Origin of the sequence: Rubidibacter lacunae KORDI 51-2, from assembly GCF_000473895.1 — a bacterium.
Taxonomy (GTDB): domain Bacteria; phylum Cyanobacteriota; class Cyanobacteriia; order Cyanobacteriales; family Rubidibacteraceae; genus Rubidibacter; species Rubidibacter lacunae.
Window position 1 is genome coordinate 64,754 of record NZ_ASSJ01000041.1, and the last position, 26,051, is coordinate 90,804.

Below are 26,051 nucleotides of genomic sequence, written 5' to 3' on the forward strand. Positions count from 1 at the left end.
AGAAAAGCAAATGCGAGTACCGGACAGCCACATCGACTGCCAGCAACAACCGTCAGGGATTCTACCGCGACCGTTTGCTGGACGCGGTATGGATTTCAGCAAGGCGATCGCGATCCCCTCGGGCGGGCTAAACGACAGCGGCGGCTCGGCGAAAGACACGCATGCGTTCCCCGCCAGACAGCACGATTGGGCATTGCTAACTTAACAGCGTGTTTCAGAAAACTGACGCTATTTTTCGCATGGATGCCTCGTCTCGTCGGCTCGGCCTCAGGATGTCGATGACTTGACCGTGTCGGTCGAAAGCTCGCCAGAGATCGAACGGCTTGCCCTCGATTTTGATAAGGACTTCGTCAAGATGACACCTATCGACAGGTCTGGGGCGACGGCGACGAAGTTGGTTGGCGCCAGCTTGGGGTAAATTTCGGCACCACTGCCGAATTGACTCGAGGGCGACCTGGATGCCGCGTTAGAGCATCATTATTTCGATGTCGCGGAAGCTGAGGGCGCAGGAATCTTAGAGCCAAAACCAGTAGAAGATGATTTCTGCCGGGAAGCAGTGGCGTTGGTAAGAGATAGTGCTCAACGGGCAAGGGTCTCGCGAACCGAGACACCGGGCAACATGGATAAGTTGTAAATCCCGCCAATTTGTCAAGGAATTTTTCGGCAAATTTCGGTGCGCGATCCGCCAGCGCAATTGACCCAAACCTTACTCAGTCCTGCGTGAGTCATAGGGTAACTTAAACGGTATAGGACGATATCGAACAGCCACGGATTTAGGACCATGAGCAACGACGCGATCGCACCTACAACGCTTGATATTCTGGTCGTCGACGACCACGAAATGATGCTTGACGGTACGGTCGGCGCGCTGCAAGCGGCCTACCCTGACGCTACCTTGCGTCGCGCTCAAACAACCACAGCGGCGCGCGAACAGCTGACTGCCGCCGAACCCAATCTTGCAGTTGTTGATTTATCGCTGCCGAAAACACCCGACGACACCAGCCAGGTTGATAACGGACTGGAGTTGTTGCGGTCGCTCTTGCAAGATTTTCCGCAATTAAACCTTGCCGTGCAAAGTACTTACGTGAAAGTACTCGTACGGCTCAAGCACGAGATCGACGCGCATCAAGGCGGCTTTACCGTCATCGATAAATCCCTGTCTAAGGACGACATGCTGCTGCGAATCGGTTGGGCATTGCAAGGATTGACCCACACTAAAGACATCCGCGCTATGCAAGCTGGGCTTGAAGTCAAACCAGAATGGCTGGATGTCTTGACCTTTGCCTTTCAAGAAGGTTTACAAGATAAAGCGATCGCTGCCCGCATGCACGTCTCCGAGCGATTGGTGCGACATTACTGGACCAAGCTCCAAGACGCGCTCGACATCTATCCAGAAGATAGTAAAAAAGACGGCAAGAACCTGCGCATCATCACGGAAATTCGCGCCCGCGAGGAGGGTTTAATCAATTGAGACAGCTTCGCCGGCGCGCGCTCCTCACGTGGCAGGGCACTCAGCGCGCGTTGCAAGCGACCCTGCCGTGGACCACCCACCTCGCTCGCCAGCCAGGGTTTTACGCGCTCGCCTGCGTGCTGGCGCTGCGCGCGTCCGGCGCGTTGCAGGGTCTTGAGTGGCGCGCACTCGATTACACGCTGCGTTGGCGTCCGGCCGAGCCAACGAGCGATCGCGTGTCGATTTTGGCGATCGAGCAAGCGGACGTCGAGCGCTTGGGCGAACACCCGCTACCGGCTGAGGCGATCGCGCGTGCGATCGAAGAACTCCAGCGCTATGAACCGTTAGTTGTAGGGCTCAGCGTGCTGCAGCGCGACATCGACACCCGCAGTCCGGTTGGGAGTAGCAACTTAGCCGAAGTCCTCGCCAGCCACTCGAACGTTGTAGCTGTGGAAAAGGTATTGCCGCCGTTAATTGAAGCCCCATCCAGCGTTCCGGCCGAGCGAGTGGGCTTTGTTGATATTCTGCTCGATCGCGACAACCACTTGCGGCGCATTCTGCTGGGGACGCCAAATCCTAGCGGGCGCGGCACCTACGAATTCGCCCTTTCGATCCGCCTCGCACAAGCCTATCTGGCACCGTTGGGCATCGAGCTCTCTGCCGGACGGCGCAACCCAGCAGCTATGAGCTTTGGCGACACCGAAGTTCCTTACCTAACGCCGAACTTTGGCGGCTACCGGGATGTAGATGACGGTGGCGTGCAAACCTTGCTCAACTATCGGCGATCGCCACAACCCTTTCGAGAGTTTTCCCTTGACGACCTGCAGTCCGAGCGGGTCGATCCCGATTGGATTCGCGATCGCGTCGTGATCGTCGGCGTTACGGACCCACGCTACAAAAACACCGTCCAAACTTTAGCCGTCCGGGGTTTGAATGCCACCCCCGGTTTGATTGACGGCGTGGAAGTTCAAGCTCACGCCACAGAACAATTGCTGGCTGCCACCCTTGACGGTCGCCCGTTGCTGCGCTCTTTGCCAGAGGGTTGGGAATACGTCTGGATTGTCGGCTGGGGCGTTCTGGGTGCGGTCCTCGGCCGGCGGCACTTGCACTCGAGCGGCGCGATCGCTCGAACTCTTGCCTACATCGGGCTGGCAAACGCGGTCGCAATCGGAGCAAGTTATGGGTTGTTGCTGTGGGGCGGTTGGTGGTTGCCCGTGGTGCCGGCCGTAGCTATCTTGACCGTCAATGGAATTGGATTGAGTTCTTTTGCCATTTTCCAACACAGTCGCGACCTGCACATGCGCGTCAGCGAACGCGAAACGGTCATCGATCGCACTTTTAACGTTATTCATAATGGTCCGCTGCAGCGCTTGGCTAACCTCATGCGCAGTGCGCGCGATCGCGAGCTGCCCAAAGATTATTTAATCGACGAGCTCAGCAGCCTCAACCGGGAGCTGCGCCAGCTAAGCGAGGCGCTCGAACTCGATCTGCTCGGCCAGGATGAGAGCCTCCTGCTGGGCAGTGGTGCCAAACTCGACCTCCGCCTTCCCGTCCACGAGCTCTTGTACGAAGTTTACAGCCGCACGTTAGAGCGCGAGTTTCCCGGTTTTGCCACCCTGCGGGTCAAGGTTCGCGCCTTCGATCCGCTCGACGATAGCGGGATCGCTGTCGATCGCAAGCGCGGGTTGTGTCAGTTCCTCGAAGAAGCCTTATGTAACGTCGGCAAGCATGCCTGCGGTGCTACGCAGCTCAAAGCGATCGGCAAACAGCACGAAGACGGTTGGTACGTTCTCGGCATTCGCGACAATGGACCCGGCATTTGCTCCGACCGCAATGGGCAGGGCACCAAGCAAATTTTGCGGCTCAAAGCCGACCTCAACGGCACGTTCAAACGAGAATCTTGCCAACCCAAAGGCACGCTCTGCGAGTTAAGTTTCCCCATTCGCCAGCGCCGGCCCCTCTGGCAGCTGCCCAGAGCATCCCCTAGCGTCCGACCCGGTTAGAGGGGGCAGGCACGCGTTGCCGAAATGATTAGACGCGCAACATGCATACAGTCCCCACCCTCAACTGACTTAGTTTTTAACATCCATCGCCGGTCTTATCCCAAATTTGAAGGTACTCGCAATGATTGCACTCCGACCGATTCAATTAGGAAGCATCCTCGCCGTTAGCTGTTTCTTTGGCATCACCCTCGCAGTCGCACTGCTGCAGGCAAAGTACGTTCCTTCCTTCGTCCAGCGCCTGTCCAGCGACAGTCGCACCACTACTACGGCCCTGGCTCGCCCAACAACTAAGCTTGCAGAGTACGTGCCACCGGAAGGTCAAAAGCCGCCTCAGGACGACGGTTCGACAACGACGGCGTAACCCACGCAGAGCATTTTTCGTGCTGTGTTCTCAGCCACTTGTCTATCAGGCATCCAGAAGTCACTCGCGTTTCGGATCCCGGAACGCGAGTTCGACGTGCGCTAGACTGAGCGCACGAATCCTAAACCCGGCGGTATTAGTTGCGATCGCGCAGCTCGCTCGGAAACAGAACTATCAAGCCTTTTTAAATCCATAGAGAAACTCTTTAAAATTGCGAGCTAAATTGCAAGAAATTGCGAGGCTTTAGCGTATTGGCAGCAGAAATACTCATGCGGCCGTGCCGACCTTCAGTCTTGAGCGAATGAATCGAGTGGCCCCATAGTGATTAAGTCGGCATGTACGGTGGTTGAGTCGGTCAGGGCCTACATCCCACACGCCTGCTGCAATTGCGCTATGAATTCCGGGTAAGATATCGCCACGGCTTCCGCACCGCCGATTGTCGTCGTACCCTTCGCTAGCAGCGCCGCGATTGCCAAGCTCATTGCAATGCGGTGGTCGCCAAAGGAATCCACTTCTGCTCCTCGCAATGGCGCGCCCCCTTCGATCTCCAAACCGTCCGGCAGCTCTGTTATCCGCGCGCCCAGTCGCGCCAGCTGCGAGGCAGTCACTGCCAGGCGATCGCTTTCCTTCACCCGCAACTCTGCCGCATCTTCGATCGTGGTTTTCCCCGTTGCCGCCGTTGCTGCCACTGCCAGAATTGGAATTTCGTCGATGAGACGCGGGATCAGCGCCCCCCCCAACTTGCAACCGTGGAGCTGACTGGTCCGCACCAGAACGTCCGCAACCGGCTCGCCAGCCACCTCGCGTTGGTTGAGAAGCTGTACATCCGCACCCATCAGCGCCAGCGCTTCCAAGATGCCCGTCCGGGTTGGATTCACGCCGACGCCCGTCACCAGCAGCTCCGAATCCGGGACGATTGCGCCTGCCACCAACCAAAACGCCGCCGAACTAATGTCTCCTGGCACCACTACGGTTTGCCCCCGCAATTGCGTCGGACCCGTCACCGTCGCGCTATGTGCTTCCAGGTCTACTCGCACCTCGGCACCGAACGCTCGTAGCATCCGTTCGGTATGGTCGCGCGATCGCGCCGGTTCCACCACGGTCGTCTTGCCCTCCGTTGCCAGCCCTGCCAGCAACACGCACGACTTCACCTGGGCCGATGCGATCGGCGACTCGTAGCGCAGCGGCTGCAATACTTGTCCTCGAATTGCCAGCGGTGCAAGCGTGTCTCCCCGACGACCCCATATCTGCGCGCCCATTGCTCGCAATGGCATCACCACTCGCGACATCGGTCGCGATCGCAGCGATCGATCGCCCGTCACTGTAAAACAACAGCCGGACTGAGATGCCAAAAGCCCCAACAGCAATCGCAGTGTCGTGCCGGAGTTGCCCGCATCCAAAACGTCTGCCGGCTCCTGCAAGTTGCCGACTCCGACCCCGCGCACGACCACTTCAGATGCATTTAGCCCGGAAATCTCGGCTCCCATGGCTTGCAGGCAGAGTGCCGTACTGCGAGGGTCTTCCCCCAACAGCAGACCGCGCACGCGCGTCTCTCCTGACGCGATCGCGCCCAACATCAATGCCCGGTGAGAGATCGACTTGTCGCCCGGTACTGCGAGGGTTGCGTGCAGCGCGAGCCCGGCAAACGGACGGTTTATCGTTAGTGTCTGGCGATTGCCGTTTGTCGCCACCTCAACAATTGGAAGGGATGCAGCAGGCATAAAAGCAGCTCAAAACAGTAGCGATTAATGGAGCATTGCGGGCGATCGAAGCTCGATTATCTTATCAAGCTGCCAGTCTGCAAGCATGTATCGGGCGATCGCCAATCTCCTTATGGTGAGATCGCAGCAGCATCTGTCGATCGCATTAGGAAGCGATCGCATCCCGGCAGGCAAACGCCACTTGCTCGCACTTACCCGCCGCTACTCCATCTTTCAGCATGGCTTCGGCTTTAGCAAAGCCCGTTTCCAGATCCGTACAAACGCCGCAGTGCCAGAGATAGAATCCGCCGTTCCAAATCGCTGCAGTCGTTAGTGCGCTCGCTTTGCCCTCCAGCACCGCACGCAGTTGGGCGCAATAGATCTCCGGGGCCTCCAGCGGGGCGTCCGAGCCACCGAGTCCGTGGTCGTGTGGGTGCAGGGTCAGGCGATCGCAACTGCCGTCTGCTCGCACTACCCCGACAATGCCCGGTCGGCTGCGAGCCAAATCGCAACTGCCTTCCAAACCCTTCACGGTGGTCAGTGCAGGCGCGCCGCGCAGGGCCAATGTCGTGCGAAGCAACCCCTCGGTCGGCGGATGGACGAAACCCACGATCGCCCGAGTTGCGCCATCGTAAGGTGACCACACCAACTCCAGCGTTGCCAGCGGCGGCCGCTTGCCGATTTCATCGCGGTAGGGGACGAGTTGCGCGGCTTGGGGAAACTGCACGGGCAAGTAGGTAAAGCCCACGCCCGTCTCAACCAAGACCTTTCGGACCTGTGCCAAGGACAGCGTCGCGAATGCTACCCCCAAGCCCTGCCAAATCCCCACCTGCGGCAACCCGTACTTTGTCGGCATGCGATCGCCGCCGTGCAGTAACACTGGCACCCCTGCTGCTGCCAATAACAGAGCTGTCACCGCCATGACTGGGGCCGTGCGTGCGCGCCCGTCGTATGGCACCCCGAACACGGTCACCGGCGTTGAGGCGATCGGCGCGATATGAGGTCCTAGCTTGCTGCAGGCATCTAGCATGCCCGCCAATTCCTCTGGCGCCGGGCGCCTGATGCGATGGGCGATCAGGAATGCCCCGATTTGCGCGGGCGTTGCTTCTTGCTTCAGCATCATGCGCATCGCGGCAGCCGCTTCAGCACGCGTCAGGGCTTCGCTGGTGTGAGTGCCGCTGCCGACTTTCTTTAACAGTTCGCGAAATTGCTCGACTTTACTTGGTGTGTCCCGTCCCATACCCCAACTATTCGAAATAATGCGATCGCCATGCGGTCGTCTCGTTATGGTATCGAGTCCGATAGCTAGTGGCTTTGATTCCCTGTTTGACATGCTGAAAGTAGCGCAGCCAGCCAGTCAGTCGGTTAGCCGATCGATACAACCACTGAAACAATAACTGACTGCTCTGCACTCTGATGTTGTAATGCTTCGGCTAGCCAACTCGACGGAGTGAAGTGTTGGTTGGCTGCTCGGCCGGAGACCGATCGGCCGGTGCGGATATGCCGTTCTGGAGAACCAGTTGGCGGAATGCCTGGATCGGAGGAATCTGAAGGCGATCGCGGGTTGTGGCTAACACCACTTGACGGACGAGCGGCAGTTGAGTCTTCTTGCTGCCGACCGTTCTACCCGGTTCGACGGCAACAGCGGGCGTCACTGTCCGAATGGCGAGCGTCGGATCGTTACGGGCTTCCACTAAAGCCGAACGCGGCAGGAGTGCCAGCATTTTGCCCTGACGCACGACCCCGCGAAAAGCATCGAGGGTGTTCAGCTCCATAGCTGCCTGTAGCTTCAAATTGCAACCGGCAAACCAATCCCCAACCAATCGCTGCATCCCATAGCCGTCTTTAAAGACAACGTGCGGGTAGCGCCCCAGCTCCTCTTGGCTGAGTTCCGAGCGCTGGGCCAGCGGATGCGTTGCCGACATCAGTACCTCGATCGGCTCCTCAAACAGTACGTCGACGACCATTTCGGCACTCGCCGCCAAAAATGGGTTTTTCATGACGATCGCGATGTCCACTAAGCCGTCTCGCAGCACCTTGAGTGCGCGATCGCTACCGAGAGCGGTTACGCGCAACTGCACGTGCGGATAGTTGCGGCAAAATGCCTGGAGTAACGGTGGCAAATGGTAAGAGCACACGGAGTGGATGGCAGCAACGCACAGCTCCGGTTGTTTCCCCGCCAGCAAGTCGCTGAGTTCCTCAGAAACTGTTTGCCACTCGTGGCAAATTTTGCGGACGCGGGGCAAGCAGCGCTCCCCGGCCACCGTCAACTTTGCTTGGGCGGTGCGATGAAATAGCGGCAAACCCAGATCGGTCTCGAGTGACTGAATCTGGCGGCTGATTGTCGATTGCGTGACGCCACACTGCTGTGCTGCCTGACCGAAGTTGCCAGTCTCTGCGACGGCTAAGAATGCTTGAAGCTGCTCGATCCGCATAACCAGATGTAGCTTGGGTTACATCTGGCTAACATTAGCCGATCCGAGCAGCCTGTTTAGTACAGTGCGCTACAACCATCTGAGGAAGTTTAGGCGATCGCTTGGGAGGTGCTGCAGCCTATGACCGCGCACCTCATGGCAATTGGGAACAATGGCAAAGCGGCTAGGCGACTCGTTATGGATATCCGTGCTTTCCCCGAACGAATGTGATTCTGCGCTCGCAGCCATCGGCTTTAGCAACCTGATGGCAGATTATTGCACTCGCTGCAGTAAGGCAGCGCTCGCGGGGGGAGACTATTTCCCTAGGAACATTTTGCTGCCGAGGCACTCGTAAAATACCGAAGCGCTTTTGGGAACTACCGAGTCACTAGCGGGGCCCCAGAACCGTTGCAGTTGCCTCAACGGAGTCAGAACGGCTTGCAGTCCGGTGATTGCCCGCAAGATTTTTTTAACCCTTGGTACAGACAAGCCATGCAGCCACAGCCCACCGATCCCACTACTGAGATTGCGACCGCGTCAGACGCCGAACTGCCCGTTCTAGTCGATCCGATGACGCTGCACCTTGCTCGCGAGCTTTACCAGCAGTGCTACGACATCTATCCTGCACGTGCCGAGTCCAGTCGAGGTGTTGCCGTGCGGCAGGATACCCATCGCGCGCACATCATCTTGAGTTCTAAGCCAGTGCTGTTGCCATGGGAACGCTTCGTTCCATCTCATCAACTGCGGGTCGGCTGGGAAATTAACGATATCCCGGCAGCTGCATCGAGCGACGACATCGATCTACTCATCGATGGGATTGTCGATGCTTGGGACGATCCAGAAGACTAGTCCTCCCGAACGGATCTAGGGGCAGCTGGCAAGCAACGAAATCTGCCTACTGCGGGGAAGAGAGCCTTAAAATTCGACTCCAGCAATCGGCCAGCCAGCTGCTGAAAAGAAGAGTTCTCCTCGTTTATTAAAATTAGCTATTTCAGTGGGCTTGGGCGATTGCCAAAGATCGGGTGCGATCCCCGGGGAATTTTATCTTTAGCGCGAGCTCGATAGGCGACCGACTCGCTGGTGTAGTCGGTCGTGATAGGAAGACATGCATTGGCGAGATCTGAGCGATCGCCGAGCGCCGCTGCAATTGCCGATGAATTTGAATTGGGCAGGCTCGAGAACCTTTGCTGTTAGCCCTGGCATCGATTGCAATAGTTACCTTTGATAGCGTTAGCTTCAATGACCTGTGGCAAATACCGACAGCTTCCCCAGGCACGAGTGCGGTTTTCAAAAGATTTAGCTAGAACGCAAAAAGGCACTGACATTATCGAAGTCAGTGCCCTACCGCCAATACCCCCAAGGGAATTCGAATCCCTGTCGCCTCCGTGAAAGGGAGGTGTCCTAGGCCACTAGACGATGGGGGCTTGTTTTTTTCGACGTTTCTTAATGTAGCGAACGAGTGAAAGAGTGTCAACTCCACTTGCGTTTCCGAACCTAAATAACCAAACAGCTTGCTGGGATGGTTAATTCTCGCGCTTGCCTTCGCGCATTTGCTCAAGCCGCTGCTGAGCTGCTGCATCGAGGGAGTGAAATAGCGATCGCCCGCGCGTGCTGCGCGGCTTCTGGTGAGAGCGCGTCTGCTGCTGGGTGTGACGGACGACTTGTCCGAGCTGCTTTGCCGACTGCCACAGCGCGCCATAACCCCCCACGGTTAGCTGCTGGGCGCGATCGGAGGTAGCGACAAGCAAGGGTTTGCGAGCGTATTCCGGCAGTCGGGCATAGCTGGCACAGACTTTTTCGATGTAGGTGTCGGCAGTTTGAGCGTAGGCGGTGTAGTACGCTGCCAACAGGGTTCCATGGGTTTCCCAGCAACCTGGCGTTCGCTGCATCTGAGCGTCAAAGACGATTTGCGTGGGCAAATCGCAGGCCGCACTGTAGTCAACCAGCTCTTCGATCAGTCGGTACCGTGAGGCTTCCAGATCGCGCTCGCGCTGGAGTTCGGGCCAGGCTCCAATGATGTTGTAGCCATCAACGAGCAATAGTGGTCGGCGGAAATCGGTATCCATACTACATCGCGACTACAGAAGTCAAATTGTGGTGCTATCTTTAACCTTAATGAGACTTGTTGTGAAAAATTCAGCTAAATGTAACCTCTGCTAGAAATCTCCCTCGCTTGCTCAGGCTGCCATCCGATAATAGTTCCACAGCCCCCTTTCCGTAGGGATTATCGCCTCATTCACCAAAGGCCTGACGTTATACCCAGTCTCAAAACAAGACACCCGGCAACACGGTTTGGTTGGGCATTCTGCGTCAGAGCCCCCCATTAGAGAAGAACCCGAGCAAACTCCTGACCGAGGAAGCGTCAAAAGTCTTTATTAAAGAATACGCGGGAAATCGCATGTCTGGAACGAGGCGTCGCTTCCGCATCGTAAATGCCCTCGCCTGGAATTTAACCTGCCCACTGGGTCGTATACAGTCCAAGCAGCGACCTATCGAGATTGACCCCACCTGCAATCTACCCAGTGAGGCTGTCTAGGAATTTCAAGGGTGGGGCACCGAAAGTTGTTGGGCTGCAACAGATACAAATTGCACGCCAAAAACCCCTGCAAATGCAGCCGCAACGAGGGGCCTTGCCGACTCCACGCTAGCCTCGGGAACGAACTGCGCAACGCTGCCTACCGGGCGATCGCCGATTCCACAGGGAACAATGCGTGCGAAGCCGCTGAGGTCCGGGCAAACGTTGAGGGCGAAGCCGTGCATGGCAATCCATCGCCGCACTTTAATCCCGATCGCAACCAACTTGCGGCCGTCGACCCACGTCCCCGTTCGTCCAGGCACCCGTTCGCCGCGCAACCCGTAATTATCGAGCACATCAATGGCTACGGCTTCTAGCTGTCGCAGGTACCAATGCAAGTCCCGGCGATAATACTGCAGGTTGAGGATGGGGTAACCGACTAGTTGACCCGGACAGTGATAGGTAACCTCTCCACCGCGTTCGGTGCGGATCAGTTCGACATCCACTCGGTCGGGGTCGAACCGCACAAAGTCCTTGCTAGACCCAGTACCAAGGGTGTAGACGGGCGGGTGCTCCATCAGCAATAGCACGTCGGGCAGACTGGCATTAACCAGCCGTTGCACGACTAAATCGCGTTGCAGTTGCCATGCCGCGCGATAGGGCACGCAACCGAGGTTGACCAGCCAGCAGCAGCGGGGAGCAGTCACGAGGGCAACGCGGACACGCGACCGCTTCGGGCGAATGAGTTAAGCATTGCGATCGCCGAGTTTAACGATAGGTGAAGTAGCCGATGTCGTGTAAAACACCAAGTGCTAGGCTATGGTTACAGAAACAGAGTTAGAGCGTTCAAATTCAGTCGGCACCCTAGTAGACCATCCTAAGCTTTGTCGATATTCCCGATTGCACGTATCGCGATCGAGCCCGTCTTCCTAAGAGCAGTGCTAAAGCCTCTTGTGCGCAACCTCTTTGACACGAGTCCGGCAGCCAGTTGGTAACTGACCGTTCGTCGCCTCGCATCCCAACAAGTTCGCCGCAAGGAATGGCGAGATTGCGAGAAGACTGGGACTAAAAGTACTCAGTAGCCCTTGTCAGAAAATTAAAGAGCACTTCCCAGAGTCTATTGCAGATGGGTTCTCGGTAGAAACCGCCAAGCGATTACTAACCTAATTAGCCGCAGTGCGGTTTTGCGGCAGATGCAAGCTTGATGCTCGTCAATTTGGAGTCGCTCTATCGATTGTTTCCGTTCTCTTTACAACGCTTGCAATGCGCGAAGGATCGAGGAGAGAATATGAAATTTTCCATCCAAGGCAAGAACGTCAACGTTACTTCCGCCGTTCGCGACCACATCGAGAAGAAAATGCACCACGCGATCGAGCATTTTCAGGGCATGACATCTAAAGTCGATGTCAACCTCTCGGTAGAGCGCAACCCACGCATCGAAGCTAAGCACATTACAGAAGTAACGGTTCGTGCCAATGGAAAAGTAATTCGCGCTTGTGTCGATCACGGGAACCTATACGCCAGTATCGATTTGGCTGCCGATAAGATTTCCCGCCAACTCAGAAAGTACAAAGAGCGCAATCTTGCCAAGATCGCTCACGGGGGAAAGACAAGCGCTTCCGTACCAACCGATTCTGTTGCTGAAACGCTGATCGGCAATCGCGAACCGCAACTGCCCTCTGAAGTCGTGCGGACCAAGTACTTTGCAATGCCCCCGATGAATGTTGCCGATGCACTGGAACAGCTGCAACTAGTCGATCACGATTTCTTCGTTTTTCGGAACGAAACTACGGACGAAATAAACGTTATCTACGAACGCAATCACGGGGGGTACGGCGTCATTCAGCCGCGCAATGGCAACGGTCACACACATGGCAACCATGCCGATCGCCACGTCCGCAGCAGCGCTCTTAACGGTAATGGACATGCGGCTGCAGGCGAGACCATAGACTTCGACATGGAAGTCATCAGCGATACGTTGCCACCGGCACAAGTTTGAGCGAACGCTCAGTCTTTATCAAGGTTCGCGAGTCCCCTTGTTTTTGGCAACCTCCGGTCGTGCGGCCGGAGGTTGTTTTCTAGCGCGATCGCCCTCGGGAAGGTCTGCTAGATAGAAACACAAAGGCTGGTCGGGACAATCTCCAGAATGGGAGTTCCGACACACCGTTGTTGCAGACTTGAACTATCCGAAGTAGCTCCTCAACTGCTATAACAGTGTTGTCTCGAACTAGTCGGTGCCGTTGCTTACGGAGCAAGGCGATCGCTTAGTCGCTAGGCTATAGCTGTTCGATCGACCGCTGTTCTGCTAAACCTGCAATCGAGCGTGGCAATTACCTGCGATTTCGTCACGTGCTCTCGTGCTTTTTTACAGAAGTTAAAGAGTCTTATGAGTCAACAAAATTTGCTGGAACAGTTGCGTGCCGTAACGGTAGTTGTGGCAGATACAGGTGATATTCAGGCAATCGAAAAGTTTACGCCGCGCGACGCAACCACAAACCCATCGCTGATCACGGCTGCCGCGCAAATGCCGCAATACCAAGAGATTGTCGACGAAACGCTCGAGGGTGCACGTGGGGAATTGGGAGCAAATTCCGGAGCACGGGAAGTTGCAGCACTGGCGTTCGATCGCTTAGCCGTGGCCTTCGGGCTGAAGATTTTGCAGATCGTTCCCGGTCGCGTTTCGACAGAAGTAGATGCACGCCTGTCCTACAACACTGAAGCAACCCTAGAGAAGGCTCGATACCTCATTTCGCAATACGAAGCAAACGGTATCGGACGCGATCGCGTGCTGATCAAAATTGCGGCAACCTGGGAAGGTATTCGTGCAGCAGAGGTTTTAGAAAAGGAAGGCATTCACTGCAACTTGACCTTGTTGTTCGGTTTTCATCAAGCCGTTGCCTGCGCCGAGGCAGGTGTAACGCTGATTTCACCCTTCGTCGGGCGCATTCTTGACTGGTACAAAAAAGATACCGGACGCGATTCTTATCCCCCAGAGGAAGATCCGGGCGTGCTGTCGGTCACGCGAATTTACAACTATTACAAGAAGTTTGGCTATTCCACAGAAGTGATGGGTGCGAGCTTCCGCAATATCGGCGAGATCTCGGAGTTGGCTGGATGTGACTTGCTGACAATCTCGCCCAAGCTTCTCGACCAATTACGGGTAACAACGTGCAATTTGCCGCGCAAGCTGGATCCGGCGAAAGCCGCCGAGATGGGCTTGGAAAAGATTTCAGTCGATAAAGCGACCTTCGATGAAATGCATGCAAGCGATCGCATGGCGTCGGACAAACTATCCGAGGGCATTAGCGGCTTTTCTAAGGCACTAGAAGCATTAGAAACTTTGTTGGAGCAACGACTGGCGCGTTTGGAAGGCAGCTCGGCCATCTCCCACGCGGCAGAGGAGTTATTCCGCACCTACGATCTCGACGGCGATGGTTCGATCACGCGTGAGGAATGGTTGGGCACTGATATCGTCTTCGACGCACTAGACAAAGACCACGACGGTAAGATCACGCCCGAGGAGTTGCGGGCAGGATTGGGTGCGGCCTATTTCGCCGTTGCATCTTAAGCCACTCGAGCGCGATCTGCGGTCCTCAAACTCCTTTGAACCTCGTCCGCGAAGGCAAGCAGCAGGGCTGAGCGCTGCCGAGCACATCAAAATTTATTTGCAGGTATTGCGCCAACTAAGTGGAGAAGGCTACAGATCCTGCCCTGTGACGCACTCGTCTCAAAGATTGCATTTGATCATGCGACTTGCCAGCGATGAAAACCGAAACGTCCCGATGCCCGAGCCCGCACCTAACAAAGCACCACTCGCGCGCAATACCGGCAGGTGACCTTCCGGCGGATTGGGATTGCTGTGGAAAGCCAGTTGTGGATAAGTCAGCCAGCGATCGTTCTCGCGCCAACCGATACGCTCGCCGAAAGCAAAGTAGTCCCGATTGACCTCTAGCCATATACGTTTCTGCACGCTGAAGCAGAAGCGCCCGCGCGTGAGCTGTGCCCAGATCTGGTCGATCGTTCTCAACTCGTCGCAGGGAAACTGTTCGATCGAATCGAGGTCGAACCACCCTTCCTGCTCGCGTCCGACAATTTCGAGCATCACCCGCCGCGTTTCTTCGTCGGCATCTTTCCACTTGCGATCGCTTAAAAACGAGCGCAGCCGCGAGTAACGACTGCCCCCCGTTCGATCGGGTTCGGTTTTCTTGTGGTCCGGAGCTGCCGCCACTGGCGGCACATTTGGCTCCAGCACAGGGGGCGATAGCGGTTGTCCCGCTCGTCCTCCACTTAAAGTATGGTTGCGGAGCCGATCGAACTCCAATCGCAGCAACTGCTGGTCCTCGCGCAACTGCTTTAGCTCTTGCTGGAGCGATCGAACTAGTGGTTGGAGATCCGTTTCGGATTCGTTAGACATCGGCGGTACTTTGTTCAGATCCCCAAACGCACCCAATCCGAAGGTCGCATAGTGATGTCGGAGATCGCAATCATTCATGATGGGGTCAGTCTAGCCCATAGCGATCGCGGCGGTTGCGACGCCACCGAGCATCTTAATTTCTCCAGCAAGCCAATATTTGGGGAGCGCGCGCGATCGCTCCTCAGCTTAGGTCTCAATCATCGAAATCCAAACGGAGCCGGCACTGGAAATCCAAGTTCGTTCGTGAAGGTGGAGATCGCGTTCAAGCGCTCCAGCAACTCCAGCAACTCCAGCAAGCGATCGCCTTCTATGTGGACCTCGCGGGTGGGATAGTTCTGGAGTACCTCGAGAATGGTGAACTCGTCATCCGGTAAGACCGACCCGACGAGGGCAGCGCGCATAGATTGAACATTGGCTTTGTCGTCGGGCGTGTGGACGTAGCGCGAGATCTGCTGCAAGCCCAATTCGCCGACGGGGGTTTTAAGCTGCCGGTACAAGTCGAGACTTACGGCGGGAATCGGCGTTGTTAACAGTGCTTTGAGCTCCTCAGGACTGCTGCCGCCCTGGCGAAGGTAGGACTCAAGCGAATGCGACGCTTCTCCGGTTGCTGCAAACGCTGCCAGGTCGTCAATTTCGACCGACTCGCGCAGGAAGGAAATCTTAAAGATCAGAATCTCGGCAGCCGTCGCCGGACGCGGTGCGGTAATTACGGCGATCGCGGCGATCGCCAGCAGTCCGAGCGATCCGAACCGATGACGGGCATGCAGGCGTTGTAAGCAGTGACGCAACATAGTATCGACCTTTGCCGACCGGGGACCGGCCGCGTGAGAGTGAACGGAGATAAAAACCGGGACTCGGCCGAGAACGCACGTGCCCGCAATATAGGAGCGACCAACCCGGCCGATGGCGCATCGTTTTCTCAGAAGACTGCGCCGTTTTGACCGGGCGACGATCGCTTCTATTGCTGGTGTAGGATCTTCGGGAGATGTTCCCGATAGGCAGAACCCTTGCTGCGGAGATCGATCCGACCGCGCAATTGGACCGCGCGATCGCCCGGCAGGTTCGCTCCCCGATCGGACAGGCTAGTTTTTTACACCCGCGGATATGCCCATAGGGAGGAATCATGCCAGACAACCGCCGCAGCCAAATCATTACCAGCGGCCCGCAGCGCACGCCCAACCGCGCCATGTTGCGCGCGGTTGGGTTTGAGGATGCCGACTTTAGCAAGCCAATTGTCGGACTCGCCAACGGGTACAGCACGATTACACCATGCAACGCTGGCATCAACGATCTGGCTCTGCGTGCGGAAGCCAGTTTGCGTCAGGCCGGCACGATGCCTCAGATGTTCGGGACGATCACGATTTCCGACGGCATCTCCATGGGCACGGAGGGGATGAAGTATTCCCTGGTCTCGCGCGAAGTGATTGCCGATGCGATCGAAACTGTCTGCAACGGTCAGAGTCTGGACGGCGTGCTCGCGATCGGCGGTTGCGACAAAAATATGCCCGGCGCTCTAATCGCGATCGCGCGCTTGAACATTCCGGCGATTTTCGTTTACGGTGGCACGATTAAGCCCGGACACTACGACGGTCGCGACCTGACAGTTGTCAGTGCTTTTGAGGCCGTCGGGCAGCACAGTGCTGGGCGCATAGACGAGGCGGAACTCCTACAGATCGAACGCCACACCTGTCCCGGTGTCGGCTCTTGCGGTGGTATGTTCACGGCCAATACGATGTCGTCGGCGATCGAGGCGCTGGGCTTGAGCTTGCCTTACTCGTCCACGATGGCAGCGGAAGATGCCGAGAAAGCCGACAGTGCGGAGAAATCTGCGTTCGTACTGGCCGATGCCATCCGCAAGCAGATCTTGCCGAGCCAATTATTGACGCGCCAAGCCTTCGAGAACGCGATCTCAGTGGTCATGGCGGTGGGCGGTTCGACGAACGCGGTTCTACATTTGCTGGCGATCGCGCGGGCGAGTGGTGTAGAGCTAACCCTAGACGACTTCGAAACGCTAAGACAACGAGTGTCGGTGCTGTGCGATCTCAAGCCATCGGGACGTTACGTGACGACCAACCTGCACGCAGCAGGTGGCATTCCGCTGGTCATGAAGATGTTGCTAGCGCAGGGTTTGCTGCACGGCGATGCCCTGACGATCTCCGGCCAGACCATTGCTGAGGTCTTGGCAGACGTGCCATCGGAACCGCCAGCCAATCAGGATGTGGTGCGACCGTGGGACAAGCCAGTGTATGCCCGAGGACATCTAGCCGTACTCAAGGGCAATCTGGCATCGGAAGGCGCGATTGCAAAGATCAGCGGCGTGAAGACACCGCAGATCGTGGGGCCGGCACGAGTGTTTGAATCCGAGGAAGACTGCCTCGACGCGATCTTGGCCGGGCAGATTCGGGCGGGAGATATTGTCGTCGTCCGTTACGAAGGTCCAAAGGGCGGACCGGGTATGCGCGAGATGCTCGCCCCCACCTCGGCAATCGTTGGTGCGGGACTGGGTGACTCGGTTGGCTTGATTACCGACGGGCGTTTTTCCGGCGGCACCTACGGCATGGTAGTCGGTCACGTTGCGCCCGAGGCAGCCGTGGGCGGGACGATCGCCCTAGTCGAGGAAGGCGACACGATCGCGATCGATGCCAACGCTCAATCCCTGCACCTAGACGTCTCGGAGTCAGAACTAGAGCGACGTCGCGCCAAGTGGCAGCCACCAGCCCCGCGCTACGAGACGGGCGTGTTGGCAAAATACGCCAAACTCGTGTCGTCGAGCAGCCTGGGAGCGGTCACCGATCTAGATCTCTACTAGAGCCACAATCAAATCGGCCTGGCAAGCGCGAGGAGATTGCAGGCATCATCAATTTGCGACGATTGCCTCCGGTCGCCGCCCGCCCGATCTCGTTCGCTGCTCATTCTTCGTCCTAAATACCTGTCGAACCGAAGCCTGCCGAGCCGCGATCGCTGCTGTCGAGGTGCTCGACGGGTACCACTTGCACGCGCGCGATCGGGGCAACAACGAGTTGAGCGATGCGCGCGCCCGGCTCGATGCGAAACGGTTCGCGTCCGTGGTTGATCAGGATGACGCCGATTTCACCGCGATAGTTGGCATCGATCGTCCCAGGCGAATTCAGTACGGCAACACCGTGCTTTAGCGCTAGTCCGCTGCGCGATCGAACCTGAGCTTCGGTATCGAGCGGGAGTTGCAGTGCAATGCCTGTCAAAACGAGCTGCGTTGCGCCAGGCGGAATCTCGGCGGCTTCGACGGCACAGAGGTCGAGACCGGCATCGTCGGGGTGGGCGTAGCGCGGTAGCCGCGCGTCCGGGCGCAATTTCATAACCTTGAGGGTCGCAACATTCATGAGGGCGATCTCGACAGTTGGCGTCCCGATTGTGACACGCAAGCGCGGCATTGCCTCGATTCTCCCTGAGAAATGGCTTGTCAGTGGGGAGATCGAACACTTTCCTTCCGACCAGAGCCTTTTTAATGCTGAGTTAATACCAATTTGCACAATGCCTAAGACAGACAAGGAAAACAATCGTTAAGAATAAAGGTTCCAGAGCTACGATCTACCGCAGCACTTCCAAAAGTTGGTATAAGGTGCTATCTGACATTTTGCACCAACCTCAGAATTTTGCACGAACCAAAGAATAGATACAAGCAGTCCGGACCAATACGTTGTTAAGCCTGGCCTGGCTTTTTGGCAAAAGGTTTTCTGCCCTGCTCATACCGGCATGATGCTACAAGAATCTGTTGCGGTGTCCTGCTGGTCTGTGTAGCTAGTCCAAGCGGGCGAAAAGGCCAATTGTCTTGGGCGTTAGCGGACAATTGAAATTGGTTAGGTGAGAGTGGTGCAATAGCTGCTAGACTCTTCTCACAGTCTTGCTCCCGATCTCCTTAACTCACCGATTCCAGGGAAGGTGAAAAATGTCAGTCAAGCTCGTGAAGCGGTTGCTAATAAGCTGAAAGAAGACTTAGAGGCCGCGCGTAGGAACGCCATGCTGTAAAAGTCGAGCAGTGGGAAACAGAATAAGCCAAGCGTGATGAGTTCTGGCGTCGATGTGATGGCAGACTGGACTTTGAAGGGCGCAAGAGACAAACGAACTAGACTATTGATAGATTGGGGGAGCCATAGTGGAAAGACCACACTTAAGTGGAAATCTTCTTAGCGATTTTCTTACTCAGCTTCACGAAGAAGATCGCATAAAATACGAGCAGAGAAGGCAAGAGATCTCAATTATCGATAACTCTAGCATCCGCGATCGACTAGCAATGGAGTTGTTGATGGAGAAATTCTTGTCTCCTACAGCAAAGGTGCAGGCTCAGATTCAAGATGCGGCCAAGCACGCCCAGTACATGGCAGAAGCTATGGGCTACTACTATGCCGATCACGGCTTAACCCGAGATCGAGCTAGAGTGATTAGCTCTCAATTTCGGTTATTAGCTCTCCAATTGACTGCAGTAAACTCCCTGCACTCATTGAAGCTCCTCTACACAGCAACCACACTCTTTTTAGATTCCATCTCAATATTCCAGCATCGAGAAAGGAAGTACTCAATCGAACATGGGATGCGTCAAGGTATCCTCAATCGCATAAATGATTGCATAAGCAAGCCCGAGAATTTCCAAAGCCACATAGACTTGTCTACTGTCAATAGACGAGCATCTTCAGAGTTGTCAAACGATGAAGTTGAGGAAGTAGTCGAGTCTGCCCGCCAACTAACCAGGTCCTTGCATAAGAATCAAGAGCTTTTAGGGGCTACTTGCCCTAAAGTCGAGGAGGCAGTAAAAGCAATCGATCTTTTTGCTAATCCATCGAGCGAGCGCTATGGACGTTTGCTCAGTTGGCAGAATCCACCCGACCCATTCTGGCACTACGGGATCGGTCTTTCAGATACACACATATTTGATACGGGTCAAGGATTGCGTGTATTTGAAAGAGAGAATGCAGGACTTGTTGAAGGTATCGACGACATAGCCTTTGAACCAGAACGAGCGATCGCAAGATTAAAACATGCTCTTCATGTTTTTTCTGAATGGGAATACACCTTGACCGGTTGGAACTGCGAGCACCTCAGTCGGCTAGTTGCGACCGACCGGCCGAGATGCTATCAAAGCAGCGTTCTATGGTGGATGTGTAACCTGACTCCTGAAGGCGATCACAAAACTGCTCGCCAAGTATTGCTTAACCATCTCACGAGAGTCGATCCCAGCCTTACTAGATAGGCAAGATGCAATTTTAATTCGCTCCAATGTCTGACTGTAAGACGAACTCGGACTTCTGTTTCCCACAATTTTAGCAATCTAGAACAGGTTGTGTAGAAACTTTTGATAAGGGTCACCTCGAAAAATCGCCGGATTGTGGCGAGCCGGCGGCTGAAATGCCCGTGCTGCGGTGCCGACCTTCGGTCTTGAGCGAATTAATCGAGGTACCCTAAGATCGAAATCCCCTCCGGTTGTAGAGGTGCTTCCTCGAAAGATTTTGGAGGAGACTGACCCAAAAGCCAGATTGATAGAATTGCAACTCCCACGGCCACAGCACTCCCAAGTAAAATCAAATATCTCACATTAAGGTGAGAAATGGCAGTGTAAGAGCTATGACTACTATCAGTGCCAGAGCAAACAACTTCGACTGGCTGCTCTAAACCAGCATTAACGTCTTCCGAACCTACTTTTGCCGAACGAGCACGATCTTCGTCGGGGGACTCCCACTCGAATTCTGAAGGTTCGATTGCATCACATTCGTTGTTTTTATCTCGAACAGGTTCTCTTGTGACAGATGGATTCTGTGGATGGTTGTCAGAAGTTGTCTGAAAGGTAAAAACAACTGGTCGAGCACGCCTTGAATCCGAGGAAGTGCTGGGGTTTTCACCATACTTCCCAAGCATTGATGCCCGCGACCGATCGGAAAGTTCTTGCTCGCCATGCAGTTTCCCACATTGCTCGAACTCACTGTTAGAGGGCATGCCATCGTTACTATTGCCAGTCCCCTCTTGGGTATCTTTCTCGTGAGCATCGAGAATCGGGCGCTCTTTTGCCACGTCTTTCAACTCCTCTAACGAAACAGTCCAACAGGTGACAGGTTCGTCATCGGAATTCAGCTCGTGCAACTCAACTCCAGCTAGAGTACTGGTCTTAGAACTCCAATCAATGTATTGGTAAATTGAGCGGTCGTTGAGAAGAAGCCGAAATCCGCCTACCAAGACGATCGTCACATCATCTCCTACCAGGAGAAAGTCCTCGACTCCGCGAAAAATAAGGCGGAATTTTGACTTGAACCAGTGCGAACGATCGTGATGGAACGTCGGAGCATTTCGATCTACATGCGTGTAAAGCTTGACCGCAATATCGTGAAATTCAACATGTGTTGAGTTTGTCATCATCGAGGTTTCAACCGGTATGCTCGAAAGAGTCTTTTAAAGTCAATATGGAAAATGCAATAAATTTGCAATGCATTCTACCATAGCTACCTCGCTAGTTGCCGAGTCAAGTTAGAAAATATAAAATTGCAAGTTTTCTTTGAGAAGCATTTTAGAGGCTGTTTAAAAAAGTCGAGTTGTGCGAAATTAGGCAGGTATCTCACTACGGGGGAACAGGACTTTCGGGGCTTTTCTGCGGGTGACTCGGGGTAGTCTGCTACTCAGCTGGACCCTTTTCAAAAAGCTCTAACTTGCTGTGGAGAAACCTGCTCGTGCAGATGGATGTCTAACGTCAACCGCTCGAACTCGTGCTTTAAATGCAAGTGTGTTGATGTTCTCTGGTCGATCGCACGATCTCCTCGCCATCTCCGTCAGTTGGGCTGCACGCGATACTCTCGTATCATAGAAAGCCAGTCGGGCTGGCGAGACGCTGCCGGCGGCAACCGTTGCGACCGTGCCGCCATCGGCAGCGGCCGAGCCTTTCCAGCCATGCACAGGAGCTAAAACGTGACTCAGGAATTTGATTTCGACCTCGCGATTGTCGGGGCGGGCGTCGGCGGCCACGGTGCGGCATTGCACGCCGTCAAGCAAGGACTCAAAACTGCCATCATCGAAGCCAAGGACATGGGCGGCACCTGCGTCAATCGCGGTTGTATTCCCTCCAAAGCCCTGCTCGCAGCTTCCGGACGCGTGCGCGAACTGCAAGATCGGCATCACCTCCATAACCTCGGCATCAGTGTCGGTGGCGTCAGCTTCGATCGCCAGGCGATCGCCGACCACGCCCTCGATCTTGTCAGCAAAATTCGCAACGACCTCACGGGCAGCCTCACGCGCCTGCAAGTCGAAACCATCCACGGCTGGGGTAAATTACTCGGACCGCAAAAGCTCTCCGTGCTGGCCGAGGAAGGCGAAAAGATCGTCACCGCCCGCGACATCATCCTCAGTACTGGCTCGACGCCGTTCGTGCCGCCGGGGATTCAAATCGACGGCAAGACAGTCTACACCAGCGACGATGCCGTTAAACTCAATTGGCTGCCTGACTGGGTCGCCATTATCGGCAGCGGTTACATCGGTCTGGAATTCTCGGACGTCTATTCCGCTTTGGGTTGCGAAATCACCATGATCGAAGCCCTCGATAACTTGATGCCCGGCTTCGATCGCGATATCGCCCGGATTGCCCAACGCCTTCTGATCGAGCCGCGCGACATCGAAACCCATACCGGCACCCTTGCTCTCAAAGTCACGCCCGGTTCGCCGGTAGTCATCGAACTTGCGGACGCCAAAACCAAAGACGTCAAAGACGTCATTGAAGTCGATGCCGCATTGGTGGCAACCGGTCGCATTCCCGCGACCAAAAACCTCGGCTTGGAATCCGTCGGCGTCCAAACCGATCGCCGGGGCTTCATTCCTGTGGACGATCGCATGCACGTGCTGCTCGATGGCGAACCCGTTCCCCACCTATGGGCGATCGGCGACGCGACCGGCAAGATGATGCTCGCCCACGCCGCCTCCGCTCAAGGCATCGCGGCCATTGAAAACATCCTCGGTAACGACCGCGCGATCGACTATCGCAGCATTCCAGCAGCAGCGTTTACCCATCCGGAAATCAGCTACGTCGGCCTGAACGAGGAACAGGCAAAAGCCCTCGGCACGGAAGCAGGCTTTGCCGTCGGCTCGGTGCGTACGTACTTCAAGGCCAACTCCAAAGCCCTCGCTGAAGGCGAACCCGATGGTATTGCCAAGGTCATCTACCGCAAGGAATCCGGGGAAATCCTCGGCGCGCACATTATCGGCATTCACGCTTCTGACTTAATTCAGGAAGCCGCCAACGCGATCGCCGCCCGCCAATCCGTGCGCGATCTCGCCTTCACCGTCCACACGCATCCGACGCTCTCGGAAGTGCTGGACGAAGCTTACAAGCGCGCTGCCTGATGCCCGCGCAGTATTAACTTTCAGCCAGCGGGCCAGTCGCAGCCCGTGCGCTGGACGACCGTCTATATCGATCGCCGTCATATTTCGAACATGGAAATTCGCCGCCGTCCGGTCGGTTCCGGCGTTAATACGGGCGAGGTGCTTTACCAAGTGGCCTTACCCGACGCCGAGCCGCGCAACATTCTTGAAAAGATCGTCTGGCAAAAGGAAAAGGAAGTCGAGCGCCTGCGGGAGCGCCTACCGCTGCCGGACCTGCGCCGACGGGTGCAGCAAAGTGCTCCACCCGTCCGCGACTTCCTCGGCGCGCTGCAGGCGGGCAAAACGCAACCGGCACTGATTGCCGAACTCAAGAAAGCTTCCCCTAGCAAAGGGACGATCCGCGCCGACTTCGATCCCGTCGCGATCGCCCAAACCTACGAGCGATCGAGGGCAAGCTGCCTCTCGGTCCTCACCGACGAACAGTTCTTTCAGGGCAGCTTCGAAAACCTGATTGCCGCGCGCCAAGCAACAGCGTTGCCAGTGTTGTGCAAGGACTTCCTGATCTATCCGTATCAAATTATGTGGGCGCGCTTACATGGAGCCGATGCTGTTCTGCTGATTGCAGCCGTTCTGAATGACAAGGATCTGTCGTATTTCGTCAAAATTGCCCGCAGCTTGCACCTGACCCCCTTAATCGAAGTCCACACGCTCGACGAACTCGATCGTGTCTTGGGGGTGGATGGAGTTACGCTGGTCGGTATCAATAATCGCAATCTTGAAGACTTTTCGGTGGATGTTGCGACGACGCGCGATCTGCTACTCGCTCGCGGCAAGCAATTGCGAGAACGCGGTATCGCTATCGTTAGCGAATCGGGTCTGCACGTTGCTGCCGACGTACAAGTCGTCCGTCGGGCCGGTGCCGATGCGGTCCTGATCGGCGAGTCGTTGCTCGCTGCGCCCGATTCTGCCCGCCACATTGCCAGTCTGTTTGGCTTGTAAGCAAACGCGGCCCACGCGAAGGAACGTTCCATGAACCCGCTGCCTCTACCCTCCCACGTGCATTACGAGCTGCTACTGCAGCTTTTAGAGCGACAGACTTTACCTGCCAGCGATCGCAATCCGCTATTGCGCGACCAAGTACGCCAATTGGTCGTGACGCTCCGCAAAGCACTCGCACAGCAGAAGCAAATTGAAGCCACCTGCGAACAAGCCCAAAACCAAGTAGACTACCGCTGGTCGCTTAACAGCGACCTGATTACCGAAATCCCCCGCGTATTGCCACGGAAGCCCTCCTGAGGTGTGCTCCAAGTTTCCATAGCGCATCCGCCCCAGCCGCTCTCATTCAGTTTTTGGAGTGTGGGCAACTTTATCTGACGGTGTTCTCAACCGCTCGGGGCGCGCGGCATGCTGACAGCCCGGCTAGGGTAATACCAACTCTAGGAAGTGCCGCGACAAATGGCAGCTCGGGAACTTTTACTCCCGGGGCTCGCTTGCACCATCTGTCGTAGGCATTCTGCAAATTTATATAAATAGGCGATAGCCTAACGACACCGAAGATTTATTGGTCGGACAGAGCCAGCTTGGCTCAAACTGCCGGCCCGATTGCACCTTTTATTCCTCTCCTTTTCCTTTACTTGCCGCACAAACGACGCTAACTGACACCGAGCGATTGGGGCTGCCGGACCTCGGCATAAAGTGATTCCAGTAAGGCAATGCTGCCATTGAGGGTGTAGCGTTCGAGGACCCGCTGGCGCGCGCGTTGCCCCAGTAGATCTGTAACTTCGTGGCGATCTCGGCACAACGGCAGAAGCGTCCGCAGCTGGGCAACTGTATCTTGCGTGCTGAGGATGACTCCCGCTCCGGATGCCAGCACTTCGCCATCGGCTCCGGCATCGGTTGCCAGGCACGCCACACCGCAGGACATGGCTTCTAATAGCGATAGGGAAAGTCCTTCTACAAAAGACGGCAAGACGAAGACGTCTGCCGCGCGCAAAATATCGATCCGCTGCTGTTCGTCGGCAACGAACCCAAGCCAGATAATCCCGCTGGCTTTGCCGTATAGCGGTTTCAACAACGGCAATAGCGGTCCATCGCCAACAATAACGAGTTTGCAGCGATCGCCGAGCCGACATTGCTGCCACGCCTGTAGCAGTGCTTCCAGGTTCTTCTCGGCCGAGATGCGCCCTTGATAAACGAAGAGGCGCTCGGCTCCAACTCGCTGTTTGAAATTTGACGGCCCGGGCGAATATTGCTGGGCGTCTACGCCGTTCGGAATGACTGCCAGTCGTCCCGCTGGAACACCCAAACGTTCGAGCAAGTCCCGTTGGACGCGCGAAAACACGATTGCGCGATCGTAGCGGGCGAGGAATGGGGCGTACAGGCGATAAGAAAGCTGCAGGGTGCTGGCCTTAAAGTTGCGTAGCTTGCTATCGAAGGGGGGATGAAAGGTTGCGATGAGCGGAATGCCAAGTTCCTGGCAAATGTCCGGCAAGCGAAAGTCCAGCGGCGACAGTGTTAGCGACGCATGCACCACATCGGGTTTGAGCTTAGCAAGTGCTCTCGCCAGGAATTGACTCGACCTCGGGGCAGGAATCGTATAGATCTGCGACTTGTGCCAAAAGGGCAGCGCCACTTCATGGCAATGCGGCCAGCTTTCGCCGTACGCAGCTGTGCGAGCAAAATGCAAAAAGCTAACTTGATAGTTTCGTTCGAGCAATGCATGCGTCGTTTGTCGACTGTAGGTTACATTGCCGCAAAACGGCGACTTCTTTCCCAACCAGGCAACATGCATGCAATTGCGAGCGCGACAAAGTTAAAGAGGTAATAACAGCACGGCGATCTCGCCGCCCCGACCGAGTGGCAGCCT

Annotated in this window: 23 protein-coding genes, 1 tRNA gene and 1 pseudogene; 13 read left to right on the forward strand and 12 right to left on the reverse strand. The window is 55.9% G+C overall.

Features of this window, described 5'->3' with window-relative positions:
• The first annotated feature begins 10 nt into the window (after positions 1-10).
• Positions 11-205 (forward strand): hypothetical protein, encoded by a 195-nt coding sequence (locus KR51_RS07185; protein ID WP_232214554.1) that lies wholly within the window; start codon positions 11-13, stop codon positions 203-205.
• A 9-nt stretch (positions 206-214) separates the two neighbouring features.
• Here KR51_RS07185 and KR51_RS21215 read toward each other — a convergent pair whose 3' ends face one another.
• Positions 215-460 (reverse strand): DDE-type integrase/transposase/recombinase, encoded by a 246-nt coding sequence (locus tag KR51_RS21215; RefSeq protein ID WP_084202421.1) that lies wholly within the window; start codon positions 458-460, stop codon positions 215-217.
• Between the two features lie 321 nt (positions 461-781).
• On the opposite strand from KR51_RS21215, the gene KR51_RS07190 reads away from it, so the two are divergent.
• The 3 genes from KR51_RS07190 to KR51_RS07200 all read left to right on the forward strand — a co-directional run bounded on the left by KR51_RS07190 (position 782) and on the right by KR51_RS07200 (position 3,814).
• Positions 782-1,471 (forward strand): response regulator, encoded by a 690-nt coding sequence (locus tag KR51_RS07190; RefSeq protein WP_022606327.1) that lies wholly within the window; start codon positions 782-784, stop codon positions 1,469-1,471.
• Positions 1,468-3,453, forward strand: coding sequence for a sensor histidine kinase (locus KR51_RS07195; protein WP_022606329.1), 1,986 nt, complete (start codon positions 1,468-1,470; stop codon positions 3,451-3,453). Before KR51_RS07190 ends, KR51_RS07195 begins: the two co-directional genes overlap by 4 nt.
• Before the next feature lie 121 nt (positions 3,454-3,574).
• Entirely contained in the window at positions 3,575-3,814 is a 240-nt protein-coding gene (locus KR51_RS07200) for a hypothetical protein (RefSeq protein WP_022606331.1), read from the forward strand.
• A 362-nt stretch (positions 3,815-4,176) separates the two neighbouring features.
• Here KR51_RS07200 and aroA read toward each other — a convergent pair whose 3' ends face one another.
• The 3 genes from aroA to KR51_RS07215 all read right to left on the reverse strand — a co-directional run bounded on the left by aroA (position 4,177) and on the right by KR51_RS07215 (position 7,949).
• The gene (gene aroA / locus KR51_RS07205; RefSeq protein WP_022606333.1) at positions 4,177-5,535 is read right to left on the reverse strand and encodes a 3-phosphoshikimate 1-carboxyvinyltransferase; all 1,359 of its coding nucleotides are present in this window, start codon (positions 5,533-5,535) and stop codon (positions 4,177-4,179) included.
• A 145-nt stretch (positions 5,536-5,680) separates the two neighbouring features.
• Positions 5,681-6,754, reverse strand: a complete 1,074-nt coding sequence (locus KR51_RS07210; RefSeq protein ID WP_022606335.1) for an anthranilate phosphoribosyltransferase family protein — start codon at positions 6,752-6,754, stop codon at positions 5,681-5,683.
• A gap of 193 nt (positions 6,755-6,947) precedes the next feature.
• A complete protein-coding gene (locus KR51_RS07215) occupies positions 6,948-7,949 on the reverse strand; it encodes a LysR family transcriptional regulator (RefSeq protein ID WP_022606336.1) in 1,002 nt (333 codons plus the stop codon).
• 471 nt (positions 7,950-8,420) lie between these two features.
• On the opposite strand from KR51_RS07215, the gene KR51_RS17405 reads away from it, so the two are divergent.
• Entirely contained in the window at positions 8,421-8,777 is a 357-nt protein-coding gene (locus tag KR51_RS17405; protein ID WP_022606337.1) for a hypothetical protein, read from the forward strand.
• Between the two features lie 502 nt (positions 8,778-9,279).
• Here KR51_RS17405 and KR51_RS07225 read toward each other — a convergent pair.
• Together KR51_RS07225 and KR51_RS07230 are read right to left on the reverse strand one after the other, a co-directional pair.
• Positions 9,280-9,352: transfer RNA gene (locus KR51_RS07225), tRNA-Glu, on the reverse strand.
• A 99-nt stretch (positions 9,353-9,451) separates the two neighbouring features.
• Positions 9,452-9,994, reverse strand: a complete 543-nt coding sequence (locus KR51_RS07230; RefSeq protein ID WP_022606338.1) for an NYN domain-containing protein — start codon at positions 9,992-9,994, stop codon at positions 9,452-9,454.
• Between the two features lie 230 nt (positions 9,995-10,224).
• Between KR51_RS07230 and KR51_RS21220 the strand changes: the two genes are divergently transcribed.
• Positions 10,225-10,464: an MEKHLA domain-containing protein gene (locus tag KR51_RS21220; protein ID WP_408638091.1), complete on the forward strand. Its 240-nt coding sequence runs from the start codon at positions 10,225-10,227 to the stop codon at positions 10,462-10,464.
• Between the two features lie 5 nt (positions 10,465-10,469).
• Here KR51_RS21220 and lipB read toward each other — a convergent pair whose 3' ends face one another.
• Positions 10,470-11,150 (reverse strand): lipoyl(octanoyl) transferase LipB, encoded by a 681-nt coding sequence (lipB, locus tag KR51_RS07235; protein ID WP_022606339.1) that lies wholly within the window; start codon positions 11,148-11,150, stop codon positions 10,470-10,472.
• A 581-nt stretch (positions 11,151-11,731) separates the two neighbouring features.
• On the opposite strand from lipB, the pseudogene hpf reads away from it, so the two are divergent.
• Together hpf and KR51_RS07245 are read left to right on the forward strand one after the other, a co-directional pair.
• A pseudogene (gene hpf / locus KR51_RS07240) lies at positions 11,732-12,304 on the forward strand (ribosome hibernation-promoting factor, HPF/YfiA family); the annotation flags it as partial.
• A gap of 525 nt (positions 12,305-12,829) precedes the next feature.
• On the forward strand, positions 12,830-14,011 hold the full coding sequence (locus KR51_RS07245; RefSeq protein WP_022606341.1) for a transaldolase: 1,182 nt from the start codon (positions 12,830-12,832) through the stop codon (positions 14,009-14,011).
• Between the two features lie 159 nt (positions 14,012-14,170).
• Here KR51_RS07245 and KR51_RS17410 read toward each other — a convergent pair whose 3' ends face one another.
• Both KR51_RS17410 and KR51_RS07255 read right to left on the reverse strand, forming a co-directional pair.
• Positions 14,171-14,935: a GUN4 domain-containing protein gene (locus tag KR51_RS17410; RefSeq protein ID WP_022606342.1), complete on the reverse strand. Its 765-nt coding sequence runs from the start codon at positions 14,933-14,935 to the stop codon at positions 14,171-14,173.
• A gap of 119 nt (positions 14,936-15,054) precedes the next feature.
• A complete protein-coding gene (locus KR51_RS07255; RefSeq protein ID WP_022606343.1) occupies positions 15,055-15,648 on the reverse strand; it encodes an alpha/beta hydrolase in 594 nt (197 codons plus the stop codon).
• Between the two features lie 332 nt (positions 15,649-15,980).
• Here KR51_RS07255 and ilvD point away from each other — a divergent pair, with 332 nt between their 5' ends.
• Complete coding sequence (gene ilvD / locus KR51_RS07260) at positions 15,981-17,666, forward strand: dihydroxy-acid dehydratase (RefSeq protein WP_022606344.1); 1,686 nt, start codon at positions 15,981-15,983, stop codon at positions 17,664-17,666.
• Positions 17,667-17,778: 112 nt separating this feature from the next.
• Here ilvD and dut read toward each other — a convergent pair whose 3' ends face one another.
• Positions 17,779-18,216: a dUTP diphosphatase gene (dut, locus tag KR51_RS07265; RefSeq protein WP_022606345.1), complete on the reverse strand. Its 438-nt coding sequence runs from the start codon at positions 18,214-18,216 to the stop codon at positions 17,779-17,781.
• A 773-nt stretch (positions 18,217-18,989) separates the two neighbouring features.
• On the opposite strand from dut, the gene KR51_RS20165 reads away from it, so the two are divergent.
• A complete protein-coding gene (locus KR51_RS20165) occupies positions 18,990-20,081 on the forward strand; it encodes a hypothetical protein (RefSeq protein WP_022606346.1) in 1,092 nt (363 codons plus the stop codon).
• A gap of 194 nt (positions 20,082-20,275) precedes the next feature.
• Here the strand turns inward: KR51_RS20165 and KR51_RS07285 are convergent, their stop codons facing one another.
• Positions 20,276-21,238, reverse strand: a complete 963-nt coding sequence (locus KR51_RS07285; RefSeq protein WP_022606347.1) for a hypothetical protein — start codon at positions 21,236-21,238, stop codon at positions 20,276-20,278.
• 543 nt (positions 21,239-21,781) lie between these two features.
• On the opposite strand from KR51_RS07285, the gene lpdA reads away from it, so the two are divergent.
• The 3 genes from lpdA to KR51_RS07300 all read left to right on the forward strand — a co-directional run bounded on the left by lpdA (position 21,782) and on the right by KR51_RS07300 (position 24,481).
• Entirely contained in the window at positions 21,782-23,206 is a 1,425-nt protein-coding gene (gene lpdA / locus KR51_RS07290) for a dihydrolipoyl dehydrogenase (RefSeq protein WP_022606351.1), read from the forward strand.
• Between the two features lie 90 nt (positions 23,207-23,296).
• A complete protein-coding gene (gene trpC / locus KR51_RS07295) occupies positions 23,297-24,184 on the forward strand; it encodes an indole-3-glycerol phosphate synthase TrpC (RefSeq protein WP_022606354.1) in 888 nt (295 codons plus the stop codon).
• Positions 24,185-24,214: 30 nt separating this feature from the next.
• Positions 24,215-24,481 (forward strand): DUF5340 domain-containing protein, encoded by a 267-nt coding sequence (locus KR51_RS07300; protein WP_022606355.1) that lies wholly within the window; start codon positions 24,215-24,217, stop codon positions 24,479-24,481.
• A gap of 355 nt (positions 24,482-24,836) precedes the next feature.
• Here the strand turns inward: KR51_RS07300 and KR51_RS07305 are convergent, their stop codons facing one another.
• Complete coding sequence (locus tag KR51_RS07305; RefSeq protein ID WP_022606357.1) at positions 24,837-25,976, reverse strand: glycosyltransferase family 4 protein; 1,140 nt, start codon at positions 25,974-25,976, stop codon at positions 24,837-24,839.
• Positions 25,977-26,051 lie beyond the last annotated feature (75 nt).

Coding starts and splice junctions, on each gene's coding strand:
- KR51_RS07300 (WP_022606355.1), top strand. CDS start 24,215: ATGAACCCGCTGCCTCTACCCTCCCACGTGCATTACGAGCTGCTACTG.
- aroA (WP_022606333.1), bottom strand. CDS start 5,535: ATGCCTGCTGCATCCCTTCCAATTGTTGAGGTGGCGACAAACGGCAAT.
- KR51_RS07305 (WP_022606357.1), bottom strand. CDS start 25,976: ATGCATGTTGCCTGGTTGGGAAAGAAGTCGCCGTTTTGCGGCAATGTA.
- KR51_RS07255 (WP_022606343.1), bottom strand. CDS start 15,648: ATGTTGCGTCACTGCTTACAACGCCTGCATGCCCGTCATCGGTTCGGA.
- KR51_RS07200 (WP_022606331.1), top strand. CDS start 3,575: ATGATTGCACTCCGACCGATTCAATTAGGAAGCATCCTCGCCGTTAGC.
- KR51_RS07245 (WP_022606341.1), top strand. CDS start 12,830: ATGAGTCAACAAAATTTGCTGGAACAGTTGCGTGCCGTAACGGTAGTT.
- trpC (WP_022606354.1), top strand. CDS start 23,297: ATGGAAATTCGCCGCCGTCCGGTCGGTTCCGGCGTTAATACGGGCGAG.
- KR51_RS17405 (WP_022606337.1), top strand. CDS start 8,421: ATGCAGCCACAGCCCACCGATCCCACTACTGAGATTGCGACCGCGTCA.
- KR51_RS17410 (WP_022606342.1), bottom strand. CDS start 14,935: ATGAATGATTGCGATCTCCGACATCACTATGCGACCTTCGGATTGGGT.
- KR51_RS07190 (WP_022606327.1), top strand. CDS start 782: ATGAGCAACGACGCGATCGCACCTACAACGCTTGATATTCTGGTCGTC.
- KR51_RS07210 (WP_022606335.1), bottom strand. CDS start 6,754: ATGGGACGGGACACACCAAGTAAAGTCGAGCAATTTCGCGAACTGTTA.
- dut (WP_022606345.1), bottom strand. CDS start 18,216: ATGAATGTTGCGACCCTCAAGGTTATGAAATTGCGCCCGGACGCGCGG.
- KR51_RS07230 (WP_022606338.1), bottom strand. CDS start 9,994: ATGGATACCGATTTCCGCCGACCACTATTGCTCGTTGATGGCTACAAC.
- KR51_RS07215 (WP_022606336.1), bottom strand. CDS start 7,949: ATGCGGATCGAGCAGCTTCAAGCATTCTTAGCCGTCGCAGAGACTGGC.
- KR51_RS07185 (WP_232214554.1), top strand. CDS start 11: ATGCGAGTACCGGACAGCCACATCGACTGCCAGCAACAACCGTCAGGG.
- KR51_RS07285 (WP_022606347.1), bottom strand. CDS start 21,238: ATGATGACAAACTCAACACATGTTGAATTTCACGATATTGCGGTCAAG.
- ilvD (WP_022606344.1), top strand. CDS start 15,981: ATGCCAGACAACCGCCGCAGCCAAATCATTACCAGCGGCCCGCAGCGC.